Below are 26,754 nucleotides of genomic sequence, written 5' to 3'. Positions count from 1 at the left end.
GAATTCACTCCTTGCTTGATGTACTGGAAAGGGTGGCAGGTACTTGGAAAACGTGTCGCAAATAGGCGACGAAATTCGGGTCTTTGCAGTGAGTCTTGCCAGGCTCATCAGAAATCTTGGCCACCGGTTGGCCGTTGCATGCAGTCATTTTAAGCACGATGCTCATCGGTTCGACACCCGGAATATCGCAGGTCAGGTTAGTGCCGATGCCGAAACTGACATTGATCCGACCACGTAACGCCCGAAAAATCTCCAGAGATTTGGGCAACGTCAGGCTGTCGGAAAACACCAGGGTCTTGCTCATCGGGTCGATGCCCAGCTTGTGGTAGTGGGCGATGGCCTTTTCCGCCCAGAGCACCGGGTCACCGGAGTCGTGACGCAAGCCGTCGAAGAGCTTGGCAAAGAACAGGTCGAAATCGCCGAGAAACGCATCGGAAGTGATGCAGTCGGTCAGGGCGATCCCCAACAGGCCACGGTACTCGCGGACCCAGCAGTCGAGGGCGGCGATCTGGCTGTCGATCAGCCGTGGGCCGAGTTGCTGGTGGGCCATGATCCATTCGTGGGCCATGGTGCCCAACGGCTTCATATCCAGCTCGCGGGACAGGTGCACGTTGCTGGTGCCGACGAAACGACCGGGGAAGTCGTGCTTGAGCACGTTCACCACTTCTTCCTGCACACGGTACGAGAAGCGCCGGCGAGTGCCGAAATCGGCTACCTGCAACTCGGACAATTCATCGCTGCTGGCGTTGGCGGTCAGCCAGTCGAACTTGCGATAGAGCTGCTCACGGGCCTGTTCCAGGACGATTTCCCGGTAGCGATAGCGGTTGCGCACTTCGCTGACCATGGCCAGCAACGGCACTTCGAACAGAATCACGTGCAGCCACGGCCCGCGCAGGCGGATGAACAACTCGCCGTTTTCAATGCCGGTGTGGATATAGCGCAGATTGAAACGGAACAGACCGAGAAAGCGCAGGAAATCCGGTTTCAGGAAGCTGATGCGCTCCAGGAAGCTCAACTGATCGGCACTCAGGCTCAACTCGGCCAGGCGCTCGATCTGGAAACGGATCTCCGCCAGGTACGGGCGCAGATCCTCGCTGTTACGGCAACGAAACTCCCATTCGACTTCCACGTTAGGGTAGTTGTGCAGCACCGCCTGCATCATCGTCAGTTTGTAGAAGTCGGTGTCGAGCAGGTTCTGCACGATGCGATCGGCAAACACACTCTCGCTCATAACGGGTCTCCAGGCGGGTCGCAGCCCGTGGCAGCGACGTTGCAGCTGTTTCAATGAATGGGGCTAGTGGCGCATATCAGCGGTGAGGATTGCCAGCAATTTTTTAGACGCTAGAGATCTCTGTGGCGAGGGGGCTTGCCCCCGTTCGGCTGCGCAGCAGTCGTAAATTCCGCATGCATGATCTGTCTGAGGGACCGCGATTGCAGGTTTTGGGGTCGCTACGCGACCCAACGGGGGCAAGCCCCCTCGCCACAGAGTTTTGCATGATATTTCAACTTTGCGGTGTATTCGGATTGTCCATCTGCTCCAGCATCCACTTCACAAAATCCCGCACCTTGGGCACTTCCGCCGAATGCTCCGGATACGCCAGGTAATAGGCGTCGGTGCTGGGCATTGCATGCTGCCAGGGAATGACCAGTTTGCCGTCGGCCAATTCCTCTTCCACCAGAAACTTCGGTAGCAGCGCTACACCACAGCCGACTTGGGCGGCGCGGATGCACATGTAGAACGTTTCGAAACGCGGGCCGTGGTAGCTGTGTTCGGTGTGGTAGCCCTGGCTGTCGAACCAATCGTGCCAGGCCTGGGGCCGGGAAGCGTTTTGCAGCAGGACCAGGTCGGTGAGTTGGGTCGGATCGGTGAACGGCGTGTCCGGCAGACTGCCCGGGGCGCACACAGGAACAAGCTCTTCGCCGAACAGCTTCAGGCATTCGGTGCCGGGCCGTGAGCCCTGGCCGAAGTAGAACGCCAGATCGCTGCGACCTTGCAGCAGGTCGTCGGCTTCCTGTTCGCTGCACAGGTCCAGATGGATAGACGGATGACGCAGGCGCCAGCCTTTCAAGCGTGGCACCAGCCAGCGCGCGCCGAAGGTCGGAGGCGTGGAGACGCGCAAGACTTCGGTGTCTCCGCCGTAGGAACGCAGGTAATGGGTCGACATTTCGACTTGGGTGAGGATTTTTCGCACCTCCACCAAATACAAATCGCCAGCGGGGGTCATTTGCAGGCGTCGGCGCACCCGGCGGAACAACAGGTGCTGCAACAACTCTTCGAGTTGCGCGACCTGTTTGCTCACGGCGCTCTGGGTCAGGTTCAGCTCTTCGGCGGCGCGGGTGAAGCTCAAATGCCGGGTCACGGCCTCGAAACACTGCAGCGCAGTGATCGACGGCAAGTAGCGTTTATTCAGCATCGGTTCTCCTTGTTCTTGTCGCTCCGCCGGCACTTTACGTTGCGGCAGATTCACAGCATGAATAAACGGAATGATATCTCGCTTAATCGTCGTTTGTTGGAGAACCTCGGGAGCGCTAAAAATACAGGTCAGATCAGTCGAATTAATCCGGCTGCACGTTTTCTGTTTCTGCTCGAGGAGTGACCCATGGTTGCCGCATTGCTTGATCGTCTTGGTGTGAACCCGGCCCTGTACCAGAACGGCAAAGTGCCGGTGCATTCGCCCATCGACGGTAGTCGGATTGCCGCCGTGAACTGGGAAGGCGCCGCTGAAGTCGAGCAGCACATCAGTCGCGCAGATCATGCGTTCGAATTGTGGCGCAAGGTGCCGGCGCCGCGCCGTGGCGAACTGGTTCGTCAATTGGGCGACATCCTGCGCGAGTACAAGGCCGATCTCGGTGAGCTGGTTTCCTGGGAAGCCGGCAAGATCACTCAGGAAGGCCTGGGTGAAGTTCAGGAAATGATCGACATCTGCGACTTCGCGGTCGGTCTGTCCCGTCAGTTGTACGGTTTGACCATCGCCTCCGAGCGCCCTGGCCACCACATGCGCGAAACCTGGCACCCGCTGGGCATCGTCGGCGTGATCAGCGCGTTTAACTTCCCGGTCGCCGTCTGGGCCTGGAACGCGACGCTGGCGCTGGTGTGCGGCAACCCGGTGATCTGGAAACCGTCGGAGAAAACCCCGCTCACCGCGCTGGCCTGCCAAGCGCTGTTCGACCGCGTCCTGAAGAACTTCAGCGACGCCCCACCGCACCTGAGCCAGGTGATCATCGGTGGTCGCGATGCCGGTGAAGCCTTGGTCGATGACCCGCGTGTCGCGCTGGTCAGCGCCACCGGCAGCACCCGCATGGGCCGCGAAGTGGCACCGAAAATCGCCGCACGCTTCGCCCGCAGCATTCTGGAACTGGGCGGTAACAACGCGATGATCCTTGGCCCAAGCGCCGATCTGGACATGGCTGTGCGGGCGATTCTGTTCAGCGCCGTCGGCACTGCCGGTCAGCGTTGCACCACCTTGCGTCGCCTGATTGCCCACGAATCGGTGAAGGAAGAAATCGTCACCCGCCTGAAAGCCGCTTACTCCAAGGTGCGCATCGGCCATCCACTGGAAGGCAACCTGATCGGGCCGCTGATCGACAAACACAGCTTCGACAACATGCAGGACGCGCTGGAGCAAGCCTTGAGCGAAGGCGGCCGGGTGTTTGGCGGCCAGCGTCAGCTGGAAGACAAATTCCCCAACGCTTACTACGTTTCGCCAGCCATTGTCGAAATGCCGGAACAGAGCGATGTGGTGCGCGACGAAACCTTCGCGCCGATTCTGTACGTGATCGGTTACACCGATTTCGAAGAGGCATTGCGCCTGAACAACGCCGTGCCACAAGGCCTGTCGTCGTGCATCTTCACCACCGACGTGCGTGAAGCCGAGCGGTTCATGTCGGCGGTGGGCAGCGATTGCGGCATCGCCAACGTCAACATCGGCCCGAGCGGCGCGGAAATCGGCGGCGCGTTCGGCGGCGAGAAGGAAACGGGCGGCGGTCGTGAGTCGGGCTCCGATGCATGGCGCGGGTACATGCGCCGCCAGACCAACACCGTGAACTATTCGCTGGAGTTGCCGTTGGCTCAGGGGATTACGTTCGATTAAGCAGCAAGCGACAAGCTGTTGATCGATCGTTCCCACGCTCTGTGTGGGAACGATCGATGGTGTGTTGGTTAGGTTTCATTTTCGGAGTCTGGCAATGCCGTTACGCGAAGAGTGTCTGTGGGAAAAACTGACGCCGCAAAGGCCCGACAATGCGGCGCTCAAGGGTGAGGTGACGGTGGATGTCTGCGTCATCGGTGCCGGTTTCACCGGGCTGTCGGCGGCGGTGCATCTGCTGGAGCAAGGCAAAAGTGTCTGTGTGCTGGAAGCGCATCGTGCTGGCCATGGCGGTTCGGGGCGTAACGTCGGGCTGGTCAACGCCGGGATGTGGATTCCTCCGGACGAAATCGAAGCCGGTTTTGGCAAGGCGGTCGGCAGTCAGCTCAACCGTATGCTCGGTGCGGCGCCGTCGCTGGTATTCAGCCTTGTCGACAAATACAACATCGATTGCCAGTTACGCCGCGAAGGTACGCTACATATGGCGCACAACGCGCGTGGCGAGGCGGACCTGCGCAGTCGTGAAGAACAATGGAAACGTCGCGGGGCACCGGTGGAGTTGTTGACCGGAGCTGCCTGCGAACAAGCCACGGGCACCAAAAAGATCGCCGCCGCGCTGCTCGACCGGCGTGCCGGCACGATCAACCCGATGGCCTACACCACAGGGCTGGCCAATGCGGCCATCGGCCTTGGGGGGCAGTTGTTCGATCATTCCCCGGTGACCCGACTCGAACGTCAGGGCCAGCGCTGGTCAGTGCAGACCGCCCAGGGTTCGGTGCTGGCCGAACAGGTGGTGATCGCCTCCAATGCTTATACCGAAGGCGACTGGACGGAACTGCGCCGCAACTTCTTCCCCGGTTATTACTATCAAGTGGCATCGGTGCCGCTGACCGAAGACGCCGCGCAGCAAATTCTGCCCGGTGGTCAGGGCTCCTGGGACACCCGGCAAGTGCTCAGCAGCATCCGTCGCGATGCCGAAGGGCGGTTGTTGCTCGGCAGCCTCGGCAATGGCAACCAGAAACCGACCTGGTTCCTCAAAGCCTGGGCCGATCGGGTTCAGCAGCATTACTTCCCCTACCTGAAACCGGTGGAATGGGAATGCACCTGGACCGGTTGCATCGCCTTCACCCCCGATCATTTGATGCGCCTGTTCGAGCCAGCACCGGGTCTGGTGGCCGTTACCGGTTACAACGGTCGAGGGGTAACCACCGGTACAGTGGTCGGCAAAGCCTTTGCCGATTATCTGTGTAACGGAAATCCTCAGGCCTTGCCGATTCCCTTTGCACCCATGCAGCCATTGGCGGGTGTGGGGCTGCGAAGCTGCCTGTATGAGGCCGGCTTTTCGCTGTATCACGCGGGCCAGTGCCTGCGGATCGTGATCTGATTGTTGAAATATGTTGCTGGAAGCAGCGCTTTTCAGCGAAGCGGCTAGCCTGTAATGGTGCGGGTTGTAGCAGTTGTGCACCGGCAGTGTGCAGTTCGGTGACGCGGGCTGTTACAGGTAGGTTGCACATCGTTTGGCGCTGCGGTTGCAATGATGGCGCAGACGGGTTGCGCCTTTTGGAATGGATGGTTTCACCTCCCGCGGTTTAGACGGTTGCACGCCCAATGAAAATGGGATCGAAACAGTCGAAATAACAAGAAAGCAGCGACTTTTTTCAGAATAAAAAACCGATGGCACGGCCCTTGCTCTGAGCATTCAGTGAAGTCGCAGTGCCAACTAAAAAAAACCTTGGAGCACCACCTCATGTCCCAGACGTTTTACAAGAAAGGCTTTCTGGCCCTCGCAGTGGCAGCTGCGTTGGGTGTTTCTGCGTTTGCACAGGCTGATGTGAAAATCGGTGTGGCGGGCCCGATGACAGGCGCCAACGCGGCATTTGGCGAGCAGTACATGAAGGGTGCACAGGCAGCCGCTGATGCGGTGAACGCAGCGGGCGGTATCAACGGGGAAAAAATCGTACTGGTCAAAGGCGATGACGCCTGCGAGCCGAAGCAGGCTGTGACGGTCGCCAAAGACCTGACTGAAAAGAAAGTCGTTGGTGTGGTAGGTCACTTCTGCTCCTCGTCGACCATCCCTGCCTCCGAGATCTACGACGAAGCCGGCATCATCACGATCACCCCAGGTTCCACCAACCCCAAGGTGACCGAGCGCGGCCTGAGTGCCATGTTCCGCATGTGCGGGCGTGACGACCAGCAAGGTATCGTGGCTGGCGACTATATCGTCGACGTGCTCAAGGGCAAGAAAGTCGCCGTGCTGCACGACAAGGACACCTATGGCCAAGGCTTGGCAGATGCCACCAAGGCTCAACTGATCAAGCGCGGCGTAACGCCAGTGCTGTATGAAGGCCTGACTCGCGGCGAGAAAGACTTCAGTGCCGTCGTCACCAAGATCCGTGCGGCCGGTGCCGACGTGGTCTACTTCGGCGGCTTGCACCCGGAAGCCGGTCCACTGGTTCGGCAACTGCGTGAACAGGGCCTCAAAGACGTCAAGTTCATGTCCGATGACGGCATCGTGACTGACGAACTGGTGACCACCGCCGGTGGCCCACAGAACGTTGATGGCGTACTGATGACCTTCGGCGCCGACCCACGTCTGCTGCCAGACAGCAAGACCGTGGTAGACGCCTTCCGCAAGGCCGGCACCGAACCTGAAGGCTACACCCTGTACGCCTACGCTTCGGTCCAGACCCTGGCCGCGGCGTTCAATGGCGCCAAATCCAACAAGGGCGAAGACGCTGCCAAATGGCTGAAAGCCAACCCGGTCAAGACCGTCATGGGCGAGAAGACCTGGGACAGCAAGGGCGACCTGAAAGTCTCCGACTACGTGGTTTACAAGTGGGACAAGGACGGCAAATACCACCAGCTGGAAAAACAGAAGTGATATGAGCGGTTGATCTGCCCGGCGCCTTGCGCGCCGGGCAGTCCTGAAACATGTCCGTGCAGTACCTGTCTTTTCTCGTAGAGCTGCACACAACCGAGTTGCGCCGGCGGCTGAACCCCGGTCCGTCGCGCCCGGCTTCTGTGCAGTCTCTCAAGTGCGTGAGATTGCGTTATGGATGGTATTTTCCTGCAGCAACTGGTCAACGGCCTGACCCTCGGGTCGGTCTATGGCCTGATCGCCATCGGCTACACAATGGTCTATGGCATCATCGGCATGATCAACTTCGCCCATGGCGAGGTTTATATGATCTCTGCGTACCTCGCGGCGATCAGTCTGGCTCTGCTGGCTTACTTCGGTATTGAATCCTTCCCGCTGCTGATGCTCGGCACCCTGGTTTTCACCATCATCGTCACCGCGGTGTATGGCTGGGTCATTGAGCGTGTCGCTTACAAACCGCTGCGCAACTCCACCCGACTGGCACCGCTGATCAGCGCCATCGGTATTTCCCTGATCCTGCAAAATTATGCACAGATCAGTCAGGGCGCCCGTCAACAGGGTGTACCAACACTGCTGACCGGTGCATGGCGAGTTGAAGTCGGGAACGGCTTCGTTCAACTCACCTACACCAAAATCTTCATTCTGGTTGCCGCATTCGTCGGGATGGGCCTGCTGACCTACGTCATCAAGTACACCAAGCTCGGCCGCATGTGCCGCGCCACCCAGCAAGACCGCAAGATGGCTTCGATCCTGGGGATCAATACCGATCGGGTGATTTCCTACGTGTTCATCATCGGTGCGGCGATGGCGGCCCTGGCCGGCGTGCTGATCACCATGAACTACGGCACGTTCGACTTCTACGCAGGCTTCGTCATCGGGATCAAGGCGTTCACCGCGGCGGTGCTCGGCGGGATCGGCTCACTGCCCGGCGCCATGCTGGGAGGGATCATTCTCGGGATCTCCGAGTCGCTGTTCTCGGGGCTGGTCAACTCGGATTACAAAGACGTTTTCAGCTTCTCGCTGCTCGTTCTTGTTCTGGTCTTTCGGCCTCAAGGCCTGCTTGGCCGTCCTCTTGTGTCGAAGGTGTAAGCGATGTCTTCAACCACTAAAACCATTGATGTCAAAAAAAGCCTGGTTGACGCGATTCTTGCCGGCCTCATCGCCCTGATTGTGTTCGGCCCGATTGTTGGTGTGGTCCTCGACGGCTACGGCTTCAACCTGCAGCCGACGCGCGTGGCATGGATAGTCGCCATCGTTATGGCTGGCCGCTTTGCCCTGAGCCTATTCTTGCAAACCTCCAAAGGCCTGAGAATTCTCGAAGGCTTTGAGAGCACCGGCTCCGGGGTTCATGTTCTGGCGCCTGATTACAAATCCCGGTTGCGCTGGGTCGTCCCGCTGGTGATCGTTGTCGCCGTGGTATTCCCGTTCTTCTCCAACTCTTACCTGTTGGGCGTGGTCATCCTTGGGTTGATCTACGTGCTGCTGGGCCTGGGCCTGAACATCGTGGTCGGCCTGGCCGGCCTGCTCGACCTGGGTTATGTGGCGTTCTATGCCATCGGTGCCTACGGCCTGGCGCTCGGTTACCAATACCTGGGGCTGGGCTTCTGGACGGTGCTGCCTTTGGCGGCGATCACTGCCGGGCTGGCGGGGTGCATCCTGGGTTTCCCGGTGCTGCGTCTGCACGGCGACTATCTGGCAATCGTGACCCTGGGTTTCGGTGAAATCATCCGGTTGATCCTCAACAACTGGTTGTCCCTGACCGGTGGCCCGAATGGCATGGCGGCGCCGTTGCCAACTTTCTTCGGTCTCGAATTCGGTAAGCGAGCGAAGGACGGTGGGGTACCTTTTCATGAGTTCTTCGGCATCGCCTACAACCCGGACGTGAAGTACTACTTCATTTATGCGGTGTTGTTCCTGGTAGTGCTGGCCGTGCTGTACATCAAGCATCGCTTGACCCGCATGCCGGTCGGTCGCGCATGGGAAGCCTTGCGTGAAGACGAAATCGCCTGTCGCTCCATGGGTCTGAATCACGTACTGGTCAAACTGTCGGCGTTCACCATCGGCGCATCGACGGCGGGCCTGGCCGGCGTGTTTTTCGCGACCTATCAGGGCTTTGTGAACCCGACCTCATTCACCTTCTTCGAATCGGCATTGATCCTCGCCATCGTGGTACTTGGCGGCATGGGTTCGACCATCGGCGTGGTGATGGCAGCATTCGTGTTGACCGTCGCTCCGGAACTGCTGCGCGGCTTCGCTGAATATCGCGTGCTGCTGTTCGGCATCCTGATGGTGTTGATGATGATTTGGCGACCGCGCGGCCTGATCCGGATCAGCCGTACCGGTGTGACCCCGCGTAAAGGAGTAGCGCCATGAGTGAAGTCGTACTCTCGGTCGAGAACCTGATGATGCACTTCGGTGGCATCAAGGCGTTGAGTGACGTCAGCCTGAAGGTCAAGCGCAACTCGATCTTCGCGTTGATCGGCCCCAACGGCGCGGGCAAGACCACTGTGTTCAACTGCTTGACCGGGTTCTACAAAGCGTCCGGCGGGCATATCGAGCTCAACACCCGTGGGGTGAAAACCAACGTCATCAAAATGCTCGGGGAGCCGTTCAAGGCAACCGATTTCGTTTCGCCGAAAAGCTTCATCAGCCGGCTCCACTACAAGATGTTCGGTGGCACGCACCTGATCAACCGTGCCGGTCTGGCGCGGACTTTCCAGAACATTCGCCTGTTCAAGGAGATGTCGGTACTGGAAAACCTGCTGGTGGCCCAGCACATGTGGGTCAACCGCGGCATGCTGGCCGGCATCCTCAACACCAAGGGTTATCGCAAGGCCGAAAGCGATGCACTGGACCACGCCTTCTACTGGCTGGAAGTGGTGGACCTGGTGGACTGCGCCAACCGCCTGGCCGGTGAACTGTCCTATGGTCAGCAACGCCGTCTGGAGATCGCCCGGGCCATGTGTACCCGGCCGCAGATCATCTGCCTCGACGAACCGGCCGCCGGCCTCAACCCTCAGGAAACCGAAGCGCTGAGCGCGATGATCCGGCTGCTGCGTGACGAGCATGATCTGACCGTGGTGCTGATCGAACACGACATGGGCATGGTCATGAGCATTTCCGACCACATCGTGGTGCTGGACCACGGCGTTGTCATCGCCGAGGGCGGGCCTGATGCGATCCGACACGATCCGAAAGTGATTGCCGCCTACCTGGGCGCCGACGAAGAGGAACTGGTATGAGTCAACCGATCCTCGAACTGAAAGAGATCGACGTGTTCTACGGACCGATCCAGGCCCTGAAGAAAGTCTCGTTGCACATCAATGAAGGGGAGACCGTCAGCCTGATCGGCTCCAACGGTGCCGGCAAATCGACCCTGCTGATGTCGATTTTCGGTCAGCCACGGGCGGCTGACGGGCAAATCGTCTATCAGGGTGTGGATATCACTCACAAGTCGTCCCACTACATCGCCTCCAACGGTATCGCTCAGTCGCCGGAAGGCCGCCGGGTGTTCCCCGACATGACCGTCGAGGAAAACCTGCTGATGGGCACCATTCCGATCGGTGACAAGTACGCCGCCGAGGACATGGAGCGCATGTTCGAGCTGTTTCCGCGGCTCAAGGAACGGCGTAACCAGCGGGCCATGACCATGTCTGGTGGCGAGCAGCAAATGCTCGCCATCGCCCGGGCGTTGATGAGCCGACCCAAGCTGTTGCTGCTCGATGAGCCGAGCCTGGGGCTGGCGCCGATTGTGGTGAAACAGATCTTCGCGACCCTGCGGGAACTGGCCAAGACGGGCATGACCATCTTTCTGGTGGAGCAGAACGCCAACCACGCCCTCAAGCTGTCGGACCGGGCGTACGTGATGGTCAACGGGCAGATCCGCCTCAGCGGCACCGGCAAGGAGCTGCTGGTGAACGAGGAGGTGCGTAACGCCTATCTCGGCGGGCACTAAACCGAAGAGCCTGGAAAACGCCCTGACGAACTCAGGGCGTTTTTTTATGCCCGCACAATCCCTACACGAGGCTGTGGTTTGAGGTAAAGGGAAATTGTGGAAAACAATATTCATGACCTCTCAAAGCGCGACATAAAGCCGCTGCAAATTGCTGTTTTGTCACGGTTTTGACTTGTCCCCGTTTGCTGTGGAGCTGGCTGTGAATAACGTGGGAGTAGCTGGCTGTAAGCCTTTGAATACGTGGCTTGCAGAGAGGTGGTTGTTTTTTGATCAGGTGCTTTTGGCGAGCCTGAAGTGGGCATTGTCAACCTTTTTGTTATGAGCGAACACGGTATGAGCCGAGGTGGACAAGCCTGTGGATAAGTCTGTGGTTAAACTCTGGAAAGACTCGGCTGAGGGCCGTGGTTGCTGGCTTGGCGCCATCGTCGCTATGACCACTCGGTCGTGCAAATTGCCCTGGACTACACAGCGGATGCCTCAGGGTCAAGAAAAAAACTTTCAAATCTACCCGCAAAGCCTTGTGGATAGCGGCTTGCAGCTTTTCCACTTGCCCCCGGAAACTGTGGACCGGCCTGTGGATAAGGTGCGCGTACATGGCTGCAAGCCACGGGGCATGGGCTGTTGCCAGCATTGATCGTTTTTTGTACGGTTTTTGCCATGGTTGCCGCTGTGGGCAAGGCCGGGCATGCTGCCGGTTGATTTTCTATTCCAAGGGCTGACTGTCAGCCGAAGCAAGGAGAACACGATGTCCAACACCCTGTTTATTACCGGCGCGACCTCCGGTTTTGGTGAAGCCTGTGCCCGTCGTTTTGCCGAGGCCGGCTGGAAACTGGTGCTGACAGGTCGTCGTGAAGAGCGCCTCAATGCCCTGTGCGCCGAGTTGTCGAAGCAGACCGAGGTCCATGGCCTGGTGCTCGACGTACGGGATCGCAAGGCCATGGAGGAGGCGATTGCCAACCTGCCGCCGTCCTTCGCCAAGCTGCGCGGGCTGATCAACAACGCCGGCCTGGCCCTCGGTGTGGATCCGGCGCCCAAGTGCGATCTCGATGATTGGGACACCATGGTCGACACCAACATCAAAGGCCTGATGTACAGCACCCGCCTGTTGCTGCCGCGTTTGATCGCTCATGGCCGTGGCGCCAGTATCGTCAACCTCGGCTCCATCGCCGGCAACTACCCGTACCCGGGCAGCCACGTGTATGGCGCGAGCAAGGCGTTCGTCAAACAGTTCTCCCTGAACCTGCGCTGCGACCTGCAAGGTACGGGCGTGCGGGTCAGCAACATCGAGCCGGGCCTGTGCGAGAGCGAGTTCTCGCTGGTGCGTTTTGCCGGTGACCAGGAGCGTTACAACGCGACTTACGCCGGTGCCGATCCGATCCAGCCGCAAGACATCGCCGAGACCATTTTCTGGGTGCTCAACGCACCGGCCCACATCAACATCAACAGCCTCGAGCTGATGCCGGTGAGCCAGACCTGGAGCGGGTTTGCCATTGAGCGTAATGGCGGTAAGGCGTAATTGTGGCGAGGGGGCTTGCCCCCGTTGGGCTGCGCAGCAGCCCTAGTGTTTTGTCAGTTGCATCGCAGGCGGCTGCTTCGCCCCCGAACGGGGGGCAAGCCCCCTCGCCACAAAAACTCAGCCGAGATACTCGGCCAGCCCGCGATAGCAGGTTGCCAAGTGATAAGGCGTGGTCGAAGGCATGTCCTTGCGGCTTACTTCGCCCTGCTCATCGCGACACTCATACCAACCGCCCGCGTGCAGAAAGCGCTGCTGCAACGCCTGCAATTGGCGTTGCACCGATGCTTCGCTGTCCGGGCGTAAGGTCAGGGCGCGCAGGTATTCGGCTTGAGCCCAGATGCGTTGGGTTGCGTCGCGAGGGTGATCATCCAGTTCCAGCATCGCTCGCACGGCACCGGTCTGCTGATCGACACCCCGTTGCTCGGTGAACGCAAACGCGCGCTCCAGCGAGGCATGCAGTGTCGAGCCGCGCAGCAATGGCGAGGATTGCAGCAGGAAATACCATTCGAACTGATGGCCCGGCTCGAACCAGTTATCCACAGCTCCCAGCGGCTTCTCCATCAACACCGCATGTCGCGGGTCGATGAAACGCTTTTGCATGGCTGTGCATAACTCGATGAGCGCGTTCTGCACAGCCGCGTCTTCGCGCACCGACAGGGTGGCGAGGAAGGCTTCGGCCAAATGCATCAGCGGGTTCTGTAATGGACCGGAGTCGAGCGAGGACCAATCACGGTCCAGGCTGGCTTCGTACAGGCCGTCGCCCGTGGCGAAACGCTGCGCCACCACTTCCAGCGCGGCATTGAGTACCGACTCCACCAGCGGTTCGCGAACCTTGTTCCAATAATGGGCGCAAGCGAACAGGATGAAGGCGTGGGTGTAGAGGTCTTTGCGCTGGTCCAGCGGCGTACCTTGCGGGTCGATGCTGTAGAACCAGCCGCCATGCTCGGCATCGTGGAAATGCCGTTGCAAGGAACGAAACAGCGCCGCCGCGCGCTCTTCAGCCTTGGGCACCTGGCCGATCAGGCTGGAGAACAAATACAGCTGCCGCGCGCAGGCCATGGCCCGGTAGCGCTGAGGGGGCAGCGGTTTATGCTCGGCATCCAGCGCCTCATAAGGCAACGCCATGTCGGCGTTCCAGCCGGGGCCCTGCCAGAGCGGCACGATCACGTCCTGGAAGTGCTGATGCACTGAGGCGAACAGGGTGGTCAATTCAGGCTGGGAGGCAGAGCGGGAAACATGCGGCATTGGCTGGCGTCGTCACGGCAGGGTTAATTGCGCGACATGTTAGCAGGCCTTAGAGATGCGGTGTCTGTCAGGCCGCCTTCGCGGGCAAGTCGGATCGCGAAGGGGCCAGTTCAGACGCTAGAGAATCAACCCGCGAGCAACCAGACTCCGGTTGCCGCCGACGCCGCACCCGCCAGCCGAACCAACGGTACCGCGGCCTGAGGCAAGACGCGAACCAGCGCATAACCCGCGGTATGCAAAGCCGCTGTCGCTGCCACAAACCCTGCGGCATACGCCCAAGGACTGGACATGTCCGGCAGCTCCAGGCCATGTGCCACGCCATGAAACAGTGCGAACAACGCAGTCGCCGCCACCGCCAGGCTCAAGGGCGGACGCACCGCCAACGCCACCGCCAGGCCCAGTGCCAATACCGATGCCGCAATCCCGCTCTCCAGCGCCGGCAGGTTCAGCCCTTCAAAACCCAGCAAGCCGCCGATCAACATGGTGCCCACGAATGTGCACGGCAGGGCCCAGCGCGCAGCGCCTTTCTGCTGCGCCGCCCACAATCCCACGGCAACCATCGCCAGCAAGTGATCGATGCCGCCGATCGGGTGGCTGATGCCGGCGATCAAGCCGTTGTCGCCATGGCCCGGGTGGGCGAAGGCAATGGCTGGGGTCAGCAGCAGGGCCATGGCGCCCAGAATGCGTTTCAGTGTCATGGATAAGCTTCCTTGTTGATAAGTGTGATCAGGCCGCAGTCAGCAGGCCTTGGCGTTCGATGAAGGCGATGATTTCTTCAAGGCCCTGGCCGGTTTTCTGGTTGCTGAAGACAAACGGCTTGCCGTTGCGCATGCGTTGGGTGTCGCTGTTCATCATTTCCAGCGACGCGCCTACCAGCGGCGCCAGGTCGATCTTGTTGATCACCAGCAGGTCGGATTTGCAGATGCCGGGGCCACCCTTGCGCGGCAGCTTGTCGCCGGCGGAGACATCGATCACGTAAATGGTCAGGTCGGAGAGTTCCGGGCTGAAGGTCGCCGAGAGGTTGTCGCCGCCGGATTCCACCAGGATCAGATCCAGCCCTGGAAAGCGCCGGTTCAGTTGGTCCACGGCTTCGAGGTTGATCGAGGCGTCTTCGCGGATCGCCGTGTGCGGGCAGCCGCCGGTTTCCACGCCGATGATCCGCTCCGGCGCCAAGGCTTCGTTGCGCACCAGAAAGTCAGCGTCTTCGCGGGTATAGATGTCGTTGGTCACGACGGCCAGGTTGTAGCGTTCGCGCAGGGCCAGGCACAGGGCCAGGGTCAAGGCGGTTTTGCCGGAGCCGACCGGGCCGCCGATGCCGACGCGCAGGGGTTGTGTGTTCATGTGATTCTCCAAACTAAAAGGCCCTAGGAACGGAACAGACGGCTGTACTGGCGCTCATGGGCCATGCACGCCAGGGACAGACCGAAAGCGGCACTGCCAACATGTTCGGGATTGATTCGGCTGGCGTCCTGCTGCGCCTGTTGCAGCAACGGCAGCAGTTCGCTGGTCAGGCGTTGTGCGGCTTGCTGGCCCAGCGGCAGGGTTTTCATCAACACCGCCAGTTGGTTTTCCAGCCAGCTCCAGAGCCAGGCGGCCAGCGCATCTTGCGGGTTGATGTTCCAGGCGCGAGCCGCCAGCGCCCAGCCGAGAGCCAAGTGCGGTTCAGGGCGTTGCTCGAGAAAGGCGCGAGCAGGCTCGTCCAGCTCCGGCAAGCCGTTGAGCAGTTGCTGCAGCGAATAGCCCATCTGCCGGCTCTCCTGATGCAGCTCGCGGGTTTCGCGGCTGGCGCGATGCTCTTCGCAGCGTTGCAGCAACTCGGCCCAGTTTTCTTCGGCTGCGGCGGTGCAATGCGCGAGCAGTAGCGGTGCTTCGAAACGCGCCAGGTTCAGCAGCAATTGATCGCTGATCCAGCGTCGCGCGCTGTCGGGATCATTGACCCGGCCGTTATCCACCGCCATTTCCAGGCCCTGGGAATAGCTGTAGCCGCCAATCGGCAGCTGCGGGCTGGCCAGGCGCAGCAGCGCCCAGGCCGGGTTCATAAACGCACGCCGAACTGATGCAGTTTCGGCGGATAGTTGAAGTCCTCGTCACCGTGGCGCGAGTGGTGATGGCCACCGCCGTAGGCACCGTGTTCCGGCTGGAACGGCGCTTCGATGTTCTCGGCCTTGGCGCCAAGCTGTTCGAGCATGGCCTTGAGCACGTAATCGTCGAGCAGGCGCAACCAGCCGTCGCCGACTTGCAGGGCCACGTGGCGATTGCCCAGGTGATAGGCGGCGCGGGTCAGTTCGAACGCATTGGCGCAGGTGACGTGCAGCAGTTGTTCGGGGCGAGCACAGACGCGAACGACGCGCCCGTCTTCGGCTTGCAGGCATTCGCCGTCATGCAGCGGCGGCTGGCCGCGCTCCAGAAACAAGCCGACGTCTTCACCCTCGGCACTGAAACAGCGCAAGCGACTTTTGCTCCTGGCTTCGAAGGTCAGGTGCAACTCGGCGGCCCAGACGGGTTGAGGGTCGATTCTGCGATGAATCACCAGCATCGGAAGGCTTCCAGCAATGAACAATGTTCAGGCTAGAGCAAGGGGCTTGCCAATCGGGTGAGAGGTAGGAAATGCCTGTCAGAGCGACGGGGGAGACTCACAGTGTTGCAGGACTTTGATTGAAGTTGGTGCGTGGCGGGTGTTTGCGCACCAATTTGCAGCGCACAAAAAAAGATCGCAGCCTTCTGCCGAGGGCTGCGATCTTTTTCTAACGGGTTACTCGGTACTGCCGAGTCCCTGCCAATGCTTCAGCCCGATAAAGATAAACCGCAACTGCTGAGTGATTTTCGCCTGTGGTGTCAGGTGCTCGGGCAATGCTTCGGCCGGCGGATCGATGATGTCCGGCAGGGTCGCGAACACGCTTTTGACGATCAGATCGGCCATGACGCTCAGGCCGGCGATGTCCAGATGCTGCAGTTTGGGCATCAGCGACAAATCGGCCGCCAGGTCCGAGCTGATGTCCTCGCGCAGGCGGCCGATGGCCTGGCGCACCGGCAGCGAGCCGCCGTACTGCTCTCGGGCAAGAAACAGGAACTGCGAGCGATTGGCCGTGACCACGTCGAGAAAGATCCGCACCGAGGCATCGATGATACCGCCCATGACGAATTCGTTATGGCGCACCAGGCGGATGGTTTCGCGGAAGGTCTGGCCGACTTCGCACACCAGCGCCAGGCCCAATTCGTCCATGTCGGCGAAGTGCCGGTAGAAACCAGTGGGCACGATCCCGGCGGTTCGCGTCACTTCGCGCAGGCTCAAGCTGCCGAATCCTCGGCCGCTTTCCATCAGGTGGCGGGCAGCGTCCATCAGGGCGTTGCGGGTCTGTTGTTTCTGTTCGGCGCGGGGCAGCATCGCAAGGGTGTTTTCTGGACAGGGACAGCGGCGCACTCTAGCAAATCGGCTTCGCTGGCGTCGAACGGACTGTCGGGGGATCACGCGGGGGAAATGCAGCTTCTATAAAGTCAAAAGCCCAATCCGGGGATTGGGCTTTTTTTCCAGGCCGCCATGGGCTTAGCTCACAGCGCTGTTGCGTTCGATCACACGGTCACCACCACCTTCAGCAAGGGTTTGGCCTTGTGGAGTGCGATCGGCACCGTCAGCCGCCAGGGTTTGGCCTTGTGGAGTGCGGTCAGTACCGTCAGCCGCCAGGGTTTGGCCTTGTGGGGTACGGTCGGTACCGTCAGCCGCCAGGGTTTGGCCTTGTGGGGTACGGTCGGTACCGTCAGCAGCCAGAGTTTGGCCTTGTGGGGTACGGTCGGTACCGTCAGCAGCCAGAGTTTGGCCTTGTGGAGTGCGGTCAGCACCGTCAGCGGCCAGGGTTTGGCCCTGTGGAGTGCGATCCGAACCATCCTGGGTGATCAGGCCTTTTTCTTTCAGGCGCTCGTTACCGTTGGCACCATCGGCAACGGTCTGGCTGAACACCGAGTGGCTGTCTTTGACTTGTGGAGTGGCCTGATCGGCAGCCGGCAGAGCAAAAGCGGTGCTGGCTAACATTGAGAGGGTCAGGCTAAGCAGTAATTCGCGTTTCATGATGGGTTGCTCCTTGGGAGGGCGATAAAGTGGGTACGAGGGCAATGCTACTCTCGATAAGTCGATATAAAAGTTCATAAACGCAATGGTAATAATCAACGGAATTGATTGTTTGGCCGAGCGGCTCTAGAACGGGCGTTTCCGGCGAACGTTTTTGCACTGAGGTGGGTATTTTCGACTCATTTTCGCCTCGCAAAAGTGCGGGGTCGGTAACGCTGAAAAGGGAGGGGCGAGACGGCTATTTGCGTTCGAATCGGCCTTCGGGTTAAACCTGCGGGCCGTTTTCCAGTCGTACATTTCATGGCAGGCCGGTTCTGGCCTAACGTTTCATCAGTGCGTCGCTGTCAGGGCGCTCAGTCGTATTCAGGAGCTCTGTGCAATGACGCGCACTCGTAAAATGCTTGCCTGGACCTCCGCCAGCCTCGTTGTGCTGCTGGCCGTCCTGGTGCTGATCATCGCGTTCTTCGATTGGAACCGGATCAAACCGCCCCTTAACGCCAAAGTCTCCGAAGAACTGCATCGTCCGTTCGCCATCAATGGCAACCTCGCGGTGGTCTGGCAGCGCGAGCCCGACGAAGGCGGCTGGCGGGCCTGGGTACCGTGGCCGCATGTGGTGGCCGAGGACCTGAGCCTGGGCAACCCGGACTGGTCGAAGCAACCGCAGATGGCCACCCTCAAACGCGTCGAGCTGCGTATTTCACCGCTGGCCTTGCTGACACAGCGGGTGACGATCCCGCGTATCGACCTGACCGAGCCCAATGCCGACCTGCAGCGTCTTGCCGACGGCCGCGCCAACTGGACATTCAAGTTCGACCCCAAGGATCCGAATGCCGAGCCTTCTAACTGGGTGCTGGACATCGGTGCCATCGGCTTCGACAAGGGCCATGTCACGCTCGACGACCAGAGCCTGAAAACCCGCCTCGACTTGCTTATCGATCCGCTGGGCAAGCCGATTCCGTTCAGTGACATCGTCGGCGACAAAGCGGCGAAAACCGCGCTTGAGAAGGGCGGTTCGCCGCAGGATTACGCGTTCGCGTTGAAGGTCAAAGGCCAATACCACGGCCAGAATCTGGCCGGCCAAGGCAAAATCGGTGGTTTGCTGGCCCTACAGGATGCCGCCAAGCCGTTCCCGCTTCATGCGCAAATGAAGATTGCCGACACCAGCGTCGAACTGGCCGGCACGCTCACCGACCCATTGAACCTCGGCGCCCTGGATCTGCGCCTGAAACTGGCCGGTGCCAGCCTGGGCAATCTCTATCCGCTGATCGGCGTGACCCTGCCGGATACCCCGCCGTACGCCACGGATGGGCATTTGACCGCCAAGTTGCATGAGTCGGGCGGGGCGGTTTACCGCTATGAGGACTTCAACGGCAAGATCGGCGAGAGCGACATCCATGGCAACCTGGCTTATGTCGCGAGCCAACCGCGGCCCAAGCTCAGCGGGGCGGTGGAGTCCAATCAACTGTTGTTTACCGACCTGGCCCCGCTGATCGGCGCCGACTCCAATGCCAAGCAAAAGGCCCGCGGCGGTGAAAGCAAGCAGCCGGCGGACAAGATACTGCCGGTCGAGGAATTCAAGACCGAGCGCTGGCGCGATATGGACGCTGACGTTGAATTCACTGGCAAGCGCATCGTCCACAGCGAAAAACTGCCGTTCAACGACCTCTACACCCATTTGGTGCTGACCGATGGCGTGCTCAGCCTCGAGCCCCTGCGTTTCGGCGTGGCTGGCGGCAATCTGGATGCGCAGATTCGTCTGAACGGGCGCGCCGAGCCATTGGAAGGCCGGGCCAAACTGACCGCGCGCAAGTTCAAGCTCAAACAGTTGTTCCCGTCCATTGAACGGATGAAAACCAGCTTCGGTGAGCTCAATGGCGACGCCGACCTTACCGGTCGTGGCAACTCGGTGGCCAAGCTGCTGGGCACCGCTGACGGCAATTTGAAGATGCTGATCAATGATGGCGCCATCAGTCGCGAGTTGATGGAGCTGGCCGGGCTCAATGTCGGCAACTATGTGGTCGGGAAAATCTTTGGCGACAAGGAAGTGAAGATCAACTGCGCGGCGGCCAATTTCGACATCAAGAGCGGTCTGGCGACCACGCAGTTGTTCGTCTTCGATACCGAGAACGCGATTGTCTACATCGATGGCACGGCGAACATGGCGACCGAGCAACTGGACCTGACCATCAGCCCGGAATCCAAGGGCTGGCGCTTGATTTCGTTGCGTTCGCCACTGTATGTGCGGGGCAAGTTCATCAAGCCGGATGCGGGGGTGAAAGCGGTGCCGCTGATGCTGCGCGGGGCCGGGATGGTGGCGTTGGGTGTGATTGCCGCGCCGGCGGCGGGGTTGCTGGCGCTGATCGCGCCGAGCGCTGGCGAGCCGAATCAATGTGCGCCGTTGCTGGAGCAGATGAAGGCGGGCAAGGCGCCGGTGACGGTCAAGCCGACCCGGTAGATCAAAAGATCGCAGCCTGCGGCAGCTACATTGGAACGCGTTCCCCTGCAGGAGCTGCCGCAGGCTTCGATCTTGGCAATAGACCAGACAATCGAGCTTCCTCCTGCAACCACGCAAAAAACGCCCGCACCGGCGGATGCCGTTCGCGCCCTGGTACACACAGTGCGCTGTATCCGGCCCCGTCGACCTGAATCTCACCCCGGTAAGGCAGCAATAAGCCGCTGGCCACATTCTCCGACACCAGAATATTGCTCGCCAGCACCAAACCTTGCCCGGCGATGGCGGCTTGCAGGGCGTAATGCTCTTCGTCGTATTCACGCACCGCTGGCTGCCCGGTCAGCCAGGTTTCGCCGGATTGTGCGCACCAGGCTTCCCAGCCGTGGGCATACAGTTTGGAGTTATGCCACTGCACGCTGATCAGGGTGGGTACCCGACGGGTCGCCAGGGCCACTTGTTCAGGCGAGCCATAAACCCCGAAGGATTCGTCGAACAGGCACAACCCATACAGGTTCGGGTAGTCGTCTTGGCTGTAACGCAGCACCAGATCGACGCTGGCGTCCTGATGCAAATCGATGACTTCGCAGTGAGTGTCCAGCCGCACGCTGATGTGCGGATGCCGGGCATAAAACCGTCCCAGCCGTGGCACCAGCCAAAGGGCGGCGAAAGCGGCGGTGGTGGAGATCGTCAGGCTCGTGCCGCTGCGTTGCGGGCGCAAGGTATCGACGCTTTGCGCCACTTCCAGCAGGGCGCCATGCAGGCTACGGAACAGCCGTTCGCCGCACTCGGTCAGGCGCACCTGGCGTGGCAGTCGTTCGAACAGTGGCACGCCGAGCCAGTTTTCCAGGGAGCGGATCTGGTGGGAAACGGCCGTCGGCGTCACGGACAGCTCTTCGGCGGCAGCCTTGAAACTCAGCAGGCGCGAGGCGGATTCGAAGGCCCGCAGGGCGGTCAATGGCAACGAGGCAAACATTTAAAACTCCATGGGTGAAATAGATTCATCCAGACTGATTTTTGCTCATTTGAAGGCAGGCGGCTGTGCACTTCAAGCTGCAACCACAAGCCGTTTCAGTTTAGCCCTCAAGGAGATTCAGATGAGCACAATTCTTGCCATTCACGCCAGCCCCCGTGGCGAACGCTCTCATTCGCGGCGGTTGGCCGAGGTGTTTCTTTCAGCCTGGCAGGTCCGTAACCCGCAGTCGCAATTGACCCGCCGTGAAGTCGGCCGGGCGTTGATCCCGGCCGTCAACGAAGCCTTCGTAGCGGCTGCTTTTCATCCGGAGCCTCAAGCGCGACCGTTGTCGATGCAGGCCGACCTGGCACTCAGCGATGAGTTGGTGGGGGAGTTGCTCGGCCATGATCTGCTGGTGATTTCCACGCCGATGTACAACTTCAGCGTGCCCAGTGGCCTCAAGGCCTGGATCGACCAGATTGTGCGGCTCGGACTGACGTTCAATCACAGCCTGGACAACGGCATCGCGCAGTACGAACCGCTGGTGCGGGGCAAGAAGGCGTTGATCGTCACCAGTCGCGGCGGGTTTGGCTTCGGCCCCGGTGGCGAGCTTGAAGCGATGAACCATGCCGACCCGTTGCTGCGCACGGCACTGGGGTTCATCGGCATCACTGACGTCACGGTTGTCGCCGCCGAGGGCGAAGAGTCCGCCGAGCGCACCTTCCAGGTTTCCGTGGCCGAGGCCGAACAGCGCTTGTTGGCGCTGGCCAGGGAGTTCTAGATGGCCTGGCTGTTCCTGATGATTGCTGCCGGGTTCGAGGTCACCTTCGCCATGGGCATGAAGTACGCCGAAGGCTTCACCCGGCTCTGGCCTTCGGTGATCACCGTGGTGGCGGCAATCGGAGGGATTTATTTCCTGACCCTGGCCATGCGTGAATTGCCGGTGAGCATCGCCTACCCGATCTGGACCGCTATCGGTTCACTGGGCACGGTGTTCCTCGGCTTTGCGTTATTGGGCGAAAGCCTGACTGCGCTGAAGCTGGTGTCGGTCGGGCTGATTGTGGCGGGCGTGGTGGGGTTGAAGTAGGGGATGTCATAGACTGGTCGTCGAGTTGTCATCTTGGATGGCGATGCTTGGCTGAGGCCTTGCATCCAGCCTTGCTTCATCTCACCGACCACAAGGATGTTCATCCATGTCGCAAGGCTCCGCCACGCGTTACCCGTTGGTGCTGGTCCCGGGGATGCTCGGGTTTATTCGTCTGCTGCTCTATCCGTATTGGTTCGGGATCATTTCGGCGTTGCGCCGGGATGGGGCGACGGTGATCGCGGTGCAGGTTTCGCCGCTCAATTCAACCGAGGTGCGCGGTGAGCAATTGCTGGCACGAATCGAGGAAATCCTGCGCGACACCGGGGCCGAGAAGGTCAACCTGATCGGCCACAGCCAGGGCTCGCTGACCGCTCGGTATGCTGCGGCAAAACGCCCGGACCAGGTGGCTTCAGTGACTTCGGTGGCCGGGCCCAATCACGGTTCGGAGCTGGCGGACTACCTGCACGATCACTACCCGGCAGACAGCGCCAGGGGCCGATTGCTCACCTTTTTTTTGTGGTTGATCAGCGCGTTGATGTGCCTGCTGGAAACCGGTTATCGCGGGCCGCGACTGCCGGTGGATATCCCGGCTTCGCACCAATCGCTGACCACGGCCGGCGTGGCGCTGTTCAATCAGCGTTATCCACAGGGGCTGCCTGACACCTGGGGTGGGCATGGCCCGGAAGTGGTCAATGGCGTGCGCTATTACTCCTGGTCCGGGACTTTGCAGCCGGGCAAGACCGATCGCGGGTGCAACCTGTTCGACGGCACTAACCGCAGTTGCCGGTTGTTTGCCAGAACCTTCGTGCGTGAAGCGGGGCATTGCGACGGGATGGTCGGGCGCTACAGCTCGCATCTCGGGACGGTGATTGGCGATCAATACCCGATGGATCACTTCGATATCGTCAACCAATCCCTGGGGCTGGTGGGCAAAGGGGCAGAGCCGGTGCGGTTGTTTGTCGAGCATGCCGCGCGGTTGAAGGCGGCAGGGGTTTAGACCGCGTTATCGTTCTTCGCGGGCAAGCCACGCTCCCACAGGTTTGGCGTCGTGCCCATTGCCAGCGTCCGACACAAAACCTGTGGGAGCGTGGCTTGCCCGCGAAGGCGTCCGGTCAGGCAACGCTGTTCTTGCGGCCCAGCACGGTAGTCCAGCGCTCCGACAAAATCACCCCACCCAACGTCAACACCCCACCCACCAGGTGATACAGCGCCAACTGCTCATGCAGCACCACCGCCGCAATCAGCGCCGTAATCAACGGCAGCAGATTGAAAAACAGCGTGGTCCGGCTCGGGCCCAGGCGCACCACGGCCTGCATCCACGCCAGCGGCGCAAGCATCGAGGCCAGCAGACAGGCGTAAAGCACCAGCGGAATGTTATGCAGGGTCGGGCCGATTTTCGGTGAGGCGAGGAACAGCGGAAACAGCACCGCCACCGCCACCAGCACCTGTAAATACAGCAACACCAGCGGCGGCAAGCGCAGCTGCCATTTTTTCAGCAAGGTGCTGTAAACCGCATACGCCAGCGTGGCGATCAGCATCATCGCATCGCCCAGGTTCACCCCGTGCTCCAGCAACGCGCCAAGGCTGCCGGACGACACCACCACCAGAACACCGGCAAACGACAGCACCGCGCCGGCCAGCGCACCGGCGGTCAGGCGTTGGCCGAGGCTGACCATCGCCATGGCCAGCGACATCAACGGCATCAGCGACAGAATGATCCCCATGTTGGTGGCCGACGTCAGTGTTGCAGCGAAATAGGCCAGGCTCTGATAAACCGCCATGCCGAGTACGCCGAGGATGAAGATCCTCCCCAGGTTTGGGCGTATTACCGGCCAATGGGCGATCACCGGCTTAAGCATGAAAGGCGTGAACAGAATCCCGGCCAGCAGCCAGCGGTAGAAGCCGATTTCGGCGGGGAAGATTGCACCCACCGCGAGTTTGTTGATCACGGTGTTGCCGGCCCAAATGAAAATGGCCAGCAGGGGATAAGCGTATTGCATCGGAAAAAAGCCAGAACGTTAATGAGGGGCAATTATCCGTCTGTCTGGATGCAAGCCTATACTGCGATCCAGACAACCTGCCCCTGATTCCGGACAGCATGAACAGTAAACACATCGACCTGCTGGATTTCAGCGAACTGCCGTCGGCGGTGTATTTCCGCTATGCCGACTTCAGCGCTCACGAATACGCTGCGCCTCACCGGCATCCGTGGGGCACGCTGGAGTACGCGGCCCATGGCGTGTTGCACATGGAAGTCGATGGCAGCCGTTTCATGTCGCCGCCGCAGTACGCGGTGTGGGTGCCGCCCGGGACCGAACACAGTTTCTATAGCCATCAGCCGATCAACTATCGCGCGGTCTGCCTCGCGCCGACGCTGTGCCGCAATCTGCAGCAACAGGCCTGCACCCTGGCGATCAGCGACATCCTCAAGGCGATCCTGAAAGACTTCGCCGCCCGCGATGTGAAAATTCCCGAGCACGACGCGGACCAGCGTCTGGCTCAAGTGCTGGTGGACCAACTGCAACAGGCGCCCATGCATGAGTGCTATTTGCCCTACGCCAGCAGCCCCGGGTTACTTGGCATTCTGGAAGCCTTGCAGGCCGAGCCTGGGGATAACCGGCCATTGGCGTATTGGGCCGGGCAGGTTCACGTCAGCGAACGCACGCTGGCCCGGCAGTTTGTTCGCGAGTTGGGCATGAGTTTCGGTGAATGGCGGCAACGGTTGCGGTTTCTGGCGGCGATCGAAGCGCTGGACAGCCACCGCAGCATTCAGGAAATCGCCTTCGACATGGGTTACAGCACCGGCTCGGCGTTTATCGCGATGTTTCAACGCCAGGCCGGGTGCACGCCGGAACAGTATCGACGCAGCCACCTTGATAGCAGGTGAACGTGTAACAGGCTTTGTCTACACTCCAGAGCGAGGCCGTACCCATCGGTGCGGTAACAAGGAGAAAACTCCATGAAGATGTTGCGTGCCCCGTTGTTGATGATCGGTCTGCTGCTCTGCTCCCAGGGTTTCGCCGCCACTGCCCAACAGAACAAGATGACCACTTGCAATGCCGACGCTACCGCCAAGAGCCTTAAAGGCGACGAGCGCAAAGCCTTCATGAGCAGCTGCCTCAAAGCCGCCCCGGCCGCCGATGCCGCCAAACCCCTGACTCCTCAGCAAGAAAAAATGAAAACCTGCAACGCCGATGCCGCCACCAAGGCCCTCAAGGGCGATGCGCGCAAAGCGTTCATGAGCGAGTGCCTGAAGAAAAAATAAACATCAAAAGATTGCAGCCTGCGGCAGCTCCCGCATGAGATCGCGTTCCCTGTAGGCGCTGCCACAGGCTGCGATCTTTTCGGGGTGACGCCGCTTGTGGGTCATCCGCTCGCTTCGGCGCCGGAACGCTGGCAGACTGCCAATCCTTTCACGTCGTTCGTTTTGAGGCTGTATGTCAGCGTTTTCTCAGCGTCAGGTCTTGTTGCTCATCAGTTGGGTCATCATCTTTGGCGGTTTGCTACTGGTGATCCCTCTGCGATTGCTGCCCAGCCTGCTGGCCGGGTTGTTGGTATTCGAACTGGTCAACATGCTCACGCCGCAATTGCAACGGCTGATCGAAGGCCGCCGTGCGCGCTGGTTGGCGGTGGCATTGCTGGGAACATTGGTGGTCAGTGTGCTGGCGCTGATCTTTGCCGGTGCGATCAGTTTCCTGCTGCACGAGGCGGAAAACCCCGGTGCTTCCCTCGACAAATTCATGGGCGTGGTCGACCGTGCACGCGGGCAGTTGCCGCCGTTCATCGATGCTTATTTACCGGCCAGTGCCGCCGAGTTCCGGGTGGCCATCGGTGAGTGGATGAGCAAGCACTTGAGCGACTTGCAGCTGGTGGGCAAGGACGCGGCGCACATGTTCGTGACGCTGCTGATCGGCATGGTGCTGGGCGCGATCATCGCCTTGCAGCGCGTGCCGGACCTGACCAAGCGCAAGCCCTTGGCCGCGGCGCTGTTCGACCGTTTGCACCTGTTGGTCCAGGCATTTCGCAACATCGTCTTCGCGCAGATCAAGATTTCCCTGCTCAACACCTTCTTCACCGGGATTTTCCTCGCGGTGGTCCTGCCGATGTTCGGGATCAAGCTGCCGCTGACCAAAACCCTGATCGTGCTGACCTTCCTGCTCGGCTTGTTGCCGGTGATCGGCAACCTGATGTCGAACACCTTGATCACCATCGTCGGCCTGTCATTGTCGATCTGGGTGGCGGTGGCGGCACTGGGGTATCTGATCTTTATCCACAAGCTCGAATACTTCCTCAACGCGCGCATCGTCGGCGGGCAGATCAGTGCCAAGTCGTGGGAGTTGCTGCTGGCGATGCTGGTGTTCGAAGCCGCGTTCGGCCTGCCGGGGGTGGTGGCGGGGCCGATTTATTACGCGTACCTGAAGAGTGAGTTGAAGCAGGTGGGGATGGTTTGATCCAGTGTTGATCTACTGTGGCGAGGGGGCTTGCCCCCGTTGGGTCGCGAAGCGGCCCCCCTTATCTCCA

At 60.3% G+C, this 26,754-nt stretch carries 26 protein-coding genes; 15 read left to right on the top strand and 11 right to left on the bottom strand.

Features of this window, described 5'->3' with window-relative positions:
• Nucleotides 1–4: 4 nt before the first annotated feature.
• Nucleotides 5–1,231 carry a nicotinate phosphoribosyltransferase gene (gene pncB, locus AC1RL4_RS22445; RefSeq protein WP_019582217.1) on the bottom strand — a complete coding sequence of 409 codons (1,227 nt, stop codon included), beginning with the start codon at nt 1,229–1,231 and terminating at the stop codon, nt 5–7.
• 271 nt (nt 1,232–1,502) lie between these two features.
• The gene (locus tag AC1RL4_RS22440; protein WP_007939046.1) at nt 1,503–2,414 is read right to left on the bottom strand and encodes a LysR family transcriptional regulator; all 912 of its coding nucleotides are present in this window, start codon (nt 2,412–2,414) and stop codon (nt 1,503–1,505) included.
• A 186-nt stretch (nt 2,415–2,600) separates the two neighbouring features.
• Between AC1RL4_RS22440 and amaB the strand changes: the two genes are divergently transcribed.
• The 8 genes from amaB (at nt 2,601) to AC1RL4_RS22400 (ending at nt 12,434) form a co-directional block, all read left to right on the top strand.
• Entirely contained in the window at nt 2,601–4,091 is a 1,491-nt protein-coding gene (amaB, locus tag AC1RL4_RS22435) for an L-piperidine-6-carboxylate dehydrogenase (protein WP_019582218.1), read from the top strand.
• Nucleotides 4,092–4,185: 94 nt separating this feature from the next.
• Entirely contained in the window at nt 4,186–5,469 is a 1,284-nt protein-coding gene (gene amaA, locus AC1RL4_RS22430; RefSeq protein WP_230174537.1) for an L-pipecolate oxidase, read from the top strand.
• 363 nt (nt 5,470–5,832) lie between these two features.
• Nucleotides 5,833–6,966 (top strand): branched-chain amino acid ABC transporter substrate-binding protein, encoded by a 1,134-nt coding sequence (locus AC1RL4_RS22425; protein ID WP_028940159.1) that lies wholly within the window; start codon nt 5,833–5,835, stop codon nt 6,964–6,966.
• A gap of 171 nt (nt 6,967–7,137) precedes the next feature.
• The gene (locus tag AC1RL4_RS22420; protein WP_019582220.1) at nt 7,138–8,052 is read left to right on the top strand and encodes an ABC transporter permease subunit; all 915 of its coding nucleotides are present in this window, start codon (nt 7,138–7,140) and stop codon (nt 8,050–8,052) included.
• Nucleotides 8,053–8,055: 3 nt separating this feature from the next.
• Entirely contained in the window at nt 8,056–9,336 is a 1,281-nt protein-coding gene (gene livM, locus AC1RL4_RS22415) for a high-affinity branched-chain amino acid ABC transporter permease LivM (protein WP_019582221.1), read from the top strand.
• Entirely contained in the window at nt 9,333–10,205 is an 873-nt protein-coding gene (locus tag AC1RL4_RS22410) for an ABC transporter ATP-binding protein (protein WP_018928477.1), read from the top strand. The genes livM and AC1RL4_RS22410 overlap by 4 nt, the downstream gene beginning before the upstream one ends.
• Entirely contained in the window at nt 10,202–10,918 is a 717-nt protein-coding gene (locus AC1RL4_RS22405) for an ABC transporter ATP-binding protein (RefSeq protein ID WP_019582222.1), read from the top strand. Before AC1RL4_RS22410 ends, AC1RL4_RS22405 begins: the two co-directional genes overlap by 4 nt.
• Nucleotides 10,919–11,663: 745 nt before the next feature.
• On the top strand, nt 11,664–12,434 hold the full coding sequence (locus tag AC1RL4_RS22400; RefSeq protein WP_019582223.1) for an SDR family oxidoreductase: 771 nt from the start codon (nt 11,664–11,666) through the stop codon (nt 12,432–12,434).
• 117 nt (nt 12,435–12,551) lie between these two features.
• On the opposite strand, the gene AC1RL4_RS22395 is transcribed toward AC1RL4_RS22400, so the two are convergent.
• From AC1RL4_RS22395 to AC1RL4_RS22365, 7 genes are all read right to left on the bottom strand, one after another.
• Nucleotides 12,552–13,679: an AGE family epimerase/isomerase gene (locus tag AC1RL4_RS22395; protein WP_230174535.1), complete on the bottom strand. Its 1,128-nt coding sequence runs from the start codon at nt 13,677–13,679 to the stop codon at nt 12,552–12,554.
• A 125-nt stretch (nt 13,680–13,804) separates the two neighbouring features.
• Nucleotides 13,805–14,377: a HupE/UreJ family protein gene (locus AC1RL4_RS22390; protein WP_230174533.1), complete on the bottom strand. Its 573-nt coding sequence runs from the start codon at nt 14,375–14,377 to the stop codon at nt 13,805–13,807.
• A gap of 28 nt (nt 14,378–14,405) precedes the next feature.
• Nucleotides 14,406–15,020 carry an urease accessory protein UreG gene (gene ureG, locus AC1RL4_RS22385; protein ID WP_008001031.1) on the bottom strand — a complete coding sequence of 205 codons (615 nt, stop codon included), beginning with the start codon at nt 15,018–15,020 and terminating at the stop codon, nt 14,406–14,408.
• A gap of 23 nt (nt 15,021–15,043) precedes the next feature.
• On the bottom strand, nt 15,044–15,718 hold the full coding sequence (locus AC1RL4_RS22380; RefSeq protein WP_028940155.1) for an urease accessory protein UreF: 675 nt from the start codon (nt 15,716–15,718) through the stop codon (nt 15,044–15,046).
• Nucleotides 15,715–16,215 (bottom strand): urease accessory protein UreE, encoded by a 501-nt coding sequence (ureE, locus tag AC1RL4_RS22375; protein WP_018928470.1) that lies wholly within the window; start codon nt 16,213–16,215, stop codon nt 15,715–15,717. The genes AC1RL4_RS22380 and ureE overlap by 4 nt, the downstream gene beginning before the upstream one ends.
• Before the next feature lie 216 nt (nt 16,216–16,431).
• Nucleotides 16,432–17,064, bottom strand: coding sequence for a TetR family transcriptional regulator (locus tag AC1RL4_RS22370; protein ID WP_018928469.1), 633 nt, complete (start codon nt 17,062–17,064; stop codon nt 16,432–16,434).
• 159 nt (nt 17,065–17,223) lie between these two features.
• Entirely contained in the window at nt 17,224–17,742 is a 519-nt protein-coding gene (locus AC1RL4_RS22365; RefSeq protein ID WP_230174532.1) for a WD40 repeat domain-containing protein, read from the bottom strand.
• Between the two features lie 379 nt (nt 17,743–18,121).
• Between AC1RL4_RS22365 and AC1RL4_RS22360 the strand changes: the two genes are divergently transcribed.
• A complete protein-coding gene (locus tag AC1RL4_RS22360) occupies nt 18,122–20,197 on the top strand; it encodes an AsmA family protein (RefSeq protein ID WP_230174530.1) in 2,076 nt (691 codons plus the stop codon).
• Nucleotides 20,198–20,222: 25 nt separating this feature from the next.
• Here AC1RL4_RS22360 and AC1RL4_RS22355 read toward each other — a convergent pair whose 3' ends face one another.
• Entirely contained in the window at nt 20,223–21,167 is a 945-nt protein-coding gene (locus tag AC1RL4_RS22355; protein WP_230174528.1) for a LysR substrate-binding domain-containing protein, read from the bottom strand.
• A 121-nt stretch (nt 21,168–21,288) separates the two neighbouring features.
• Here AC1RL4_RS22355 and AC1RL4_RS22350 point away from each other — a divergent pair, with 121 nt between their 5' ends.
• From AC1RL4_RS22350 to AC1RL4_RS22340, 3 genes are all read left to right on the top strand, one after another.
• Nucleotides 21,289–21,927 carry an FMN-dependent NADH-azoreductase gene (locus tag AC1RL4_RS22350; RefSeq protein WP_019582231.1) on the top strand — a complete coding sequence of 213 codons (639 nt, stop codon included), beginning with the start codon at nt 21,289–21,291 and terminating at the stop codon, nt 21,925–21,927.
• Nucleotides 21,928–22,233, top strand: coding sequence for a DMT family transporter (locus AC1RL4_RS22345; protein ID WP_019650662.1), 306 nt, complete (start codon nt 21,928–21,930; stop codon nt 22,231–22,233). It abuts the gene before it with no gap.
• Nucleotides 22,234–22,339: 106 nt separating this feature from the next.
• On the top strand, nt 22,340–23,230 hold the full coding sequence (locus AC1RL4_RS22340; protein WP_018928464.1) for an esterase/lipase family protein: 891 nt from the start codon (nt 22,340–22,342) through the stop codon (nt 23,228–23,230).
• Between the two features lie 115 nt (nt 23,231–23,345).
• Here the strand turns inward: AC1RL4_RS22340 and AC1RL4_RS22335 are convergent, their stop codons facing one another.
• On the bottom strand, nt 23,346–24,233 hold the full coding sequence (locus AC1RL4_RS22335) for a DMT family transporter (RefSeq protein ID WP_028940151.1): 888 nt from the start codon (nt 24,231–24,233) through the stop codon (nt 23,346–23,348).
• Nucleotides 24,234–24,331: 98 nt separating this feature from the next.
• On the opposite strand from AC1RL4_RS22335, the gene AC1RL4_RS22330 reads away from it, so the two are divergent.
• From AC1RL4_RS22330 to AC1RL4_RS22320, 3 genes are all read left to right on the top strand, one after another.
• Nucleotides 24,332–25,120: an AraC family transcriptional regulator gene (locus AC1RL4_RS22330; RefSeq protein ID WP_028940150.1), complete on the top strand. Its 789-nt coding sequence runs from the start codon at nt 24,332–24,334 to the stop codon at nt 25,118–25,120.
• 72 nt (nt 25,121–25,192) lie between these two features.
• Nucleotides 25,193–25,498, top strand: coding sequence for a PsiF family protein (locus tag AC1RL4_RS22325; protein WP_019582235.1), 306 nt, complete (start codon nt 25,193–25,195; stop codon nt 25,496–25,498).
• Between the two features lie 172 nt (nt 25,499–25,670).
• Nucleotides 25,671–26,684: an AI-2E family transporter gene (locus AC1RL4_RS22320; protein ID WP_018928460.1), complete on the top strand. Its 1,014-nt coding sequence runs from the start codon at nt 25,671–25,673 to the stop codon at nt 26,682–26,684.
• Nucleotides 26,685–26,754 lie beyond the last annotated feature (70 nt).

The sequence above is a fragment of the Pseudomonas sp. GW822-FHT07A10 genome, assembly GCF_058798795.1.
Note: the sequence above shows the minus strand (reverse complement) of the source record. Positions and strands in the feature narration are given on the sequence as shown.

What these genes read in the sequence shown, in the direction of transcription:
- pncB (WP_019582217.1), bottom strand. Translation starts at nt 1,231, where the DNA reads ATGAGCGAGAGTGTGTTTGCCGATCGCATCGTGCAGAACCTGCTCGAC.
- AC1RL4_RS22440 (WP_007939046.1), bottom strand. Translation starts at nt 2,414, where the DNA reads ATGCTGAATAAACGCTACTTGCCGTCGATCACTGCGCTGCAGTGTTTC.
- amaB (WP_019582218.1), top strand. Translation starts at nt 2,601, where the DNA reads ATGGTTGCCGCATTGCTTGATCGTCTTGGTGTGAACCCGGCCCTGTAC.
- amaA (WP_230174537.1), top strand. Translation starts at nt 4,186, where the DNA reads ATGCCGTTACGCGAAGAGTGTCTGTGGGAAAAACTGACGCCGCAAAGG.
- AC1RL4_RS22425 (WP_028940159.1), top strand. Translation starts at nt 5,833, where the DNA reads ATGTCCCAGACGTTTTACAAGAAAGGCTTTCTGGCCCTCGCAGTGGCA.
- AC1RL4_RS22420 (WP_019582220.1), top strand. Translation starts at nt 7,138, where the DNA reads ATGGATGGTATTTTCCTGCAGCAACTGGTCAACGGCCTGACCCTCGGG.
- livM (WP_019582221.1), top strand. Translation starts at nt 8,056, where the DNA reads ATGTCTTCAACCACTAAAACCATTGATGTCAAAAAAAGCCTGGTTGAC.
- AC1RL4_RS22410 (WP_018928477.1), top strand. Translation starts at nt 9,333, where the DNA reads ATGAGTGAAGTCGTACTCTCGGTCGAGAACCTGATGATGCACTTCGGT.
- AC1RL4_RS22405 (WP_019582222.1), top strand. Translation starts at nt 10,202, where the DNA reads ATGAGTCAACCGATCCTCGAACTGAAAGAGATCGACGTGTTCTACGGA.
- AC1RL4_RS22400 (WP_019582223.1), top strand. Translation starts at nt 11,664, where the DNA reads ATGTCCAACACCCTGTTTATTACCGGCGCGACCTCCGGTTTTGGTGAA.
- AC1RL4_RS22395 (WP_230174535.1), bottom strand. Translation starts at nt 13,679, where the DNA reads ATGCCGCATGTTTCCCGCTCTGCCTCCCAGCCTGAATTGACCACCCTG.
- AC1RL4_RS22390 (WP_230174533.1), bottom strand. Translation starts at nt 14,377, where the DNA reads ATGACACTGAAACGCATTCTGGGCGCCATGGCCCTGCTGCTGACCCCA.
- ureG (WP_008001031.1), bottom strand. Translation starts at nt 15,020, where the DNA reads ATGAACACACAACCCCTGCGCGTCGGCATCGGCGGCCCGGTCGGCTCC.
- AC1RL4_RS22380 (WP_028940155.1), bottom strand. Translation starts at nt 15,718, where the DNA reads ATGAACCCGGCCTGGGCGCTGCTGCGCCTGGCCAGCCCGCAGCTGCCG.
- ureE (WP_018928470.1), bottom strand. Translation starts at nt 16,215, where the DNA reads ATGCTGGTGATTCATCGCAGAATCGACCCTCAACCCGTCTGGGCCGCC.
- AC1RL4_RS22370 (WP_018928469.1), bottom strand. Translation starts at nt 17,064, where the DNA reads ATGCTGCCCCGCGCCGAACAGAAACAACAGACCCGCAACGCCCTGATG.
- AC1RL4_RS22365 (WP_230174532.1), bottom strand. Translation starts at nt 17,742, where the DNA reads ATGAAACGCGAATTACTGCTTAGCCTGACCCTCTCAATGTTAGCCAGC.
- AC1RL4_RS22360 (WP_230174530.1), top strand. Translation starts at nt 18,122, where the DNA reads ATGACGCGCACTCGTAAAATGCTTGCCTGGACCTCCGCCAGCCTCGTT.
- AC1RL4_RS22355 (WP_230174528.1), bottom strand. Translation starts at nt 21,167, where the DNA reads ATGTTTGCCTCGTTGCCATTGACCGCCCTGCGGGCCTTCGAATCCGCC.
- AC1RL4_RS22350 (WP_019582231.1), top strand. Translation starts at nt 21,289, where the DNA reads ATGAGCACAATTCTTGCCATTCACGCCAGCCCCCGTGGCGAACGCTCT.
- AC1RL4_RS22345 (WP_019650662.1), top strand. Translation starts at nt 21,928, where the DNA reads ATGGCCTGGCTGTTCCTGATGATTGCTGCCGGGTTCGAGGTCACCTTC.
- AC1RL4_RS22340 (WP_018928464.1), top strand. Translation starts at nt 22,340, where the DNA reads ATGTCGCAAGGCTCCGCCACGCGTTACCCGTTGGTGCTGGTCCCGGGG.
- AC1RL4_RS22335 (WP_028940151.1), bottom strand. Translation starts at nt 24,233, where the DNA reads ATGCAATACGCTTATCCCCTGCTGGCCATTTTCATTTGGGCCGGCAAC.
- AC1RL4_RS22330 (WP_028940150.1), top strand. Translation starts at nt 24,332, where the DNA reads ATGAACAGTAAACACATCGACCTGCTGGATTTCAGCGAACTGCCGTCG.
- AC1RL4_RS22325 (WP_019582235.1), top strand. Translation starts at nt 25,193, where the DNA reads ATGAAGATGTTGCGTGCCCCGTTGTTGATGATCGGTCTGCTGCTCTGC.
- AC1RL4_RS22320 (WP_018928460.1), top strand. Translation starts at nt 25,671, where the DNA reads ATGTCAGCGTTTTCTCAGCGTCAGGTCTTGTTGCTCATCAGTTGGGTC.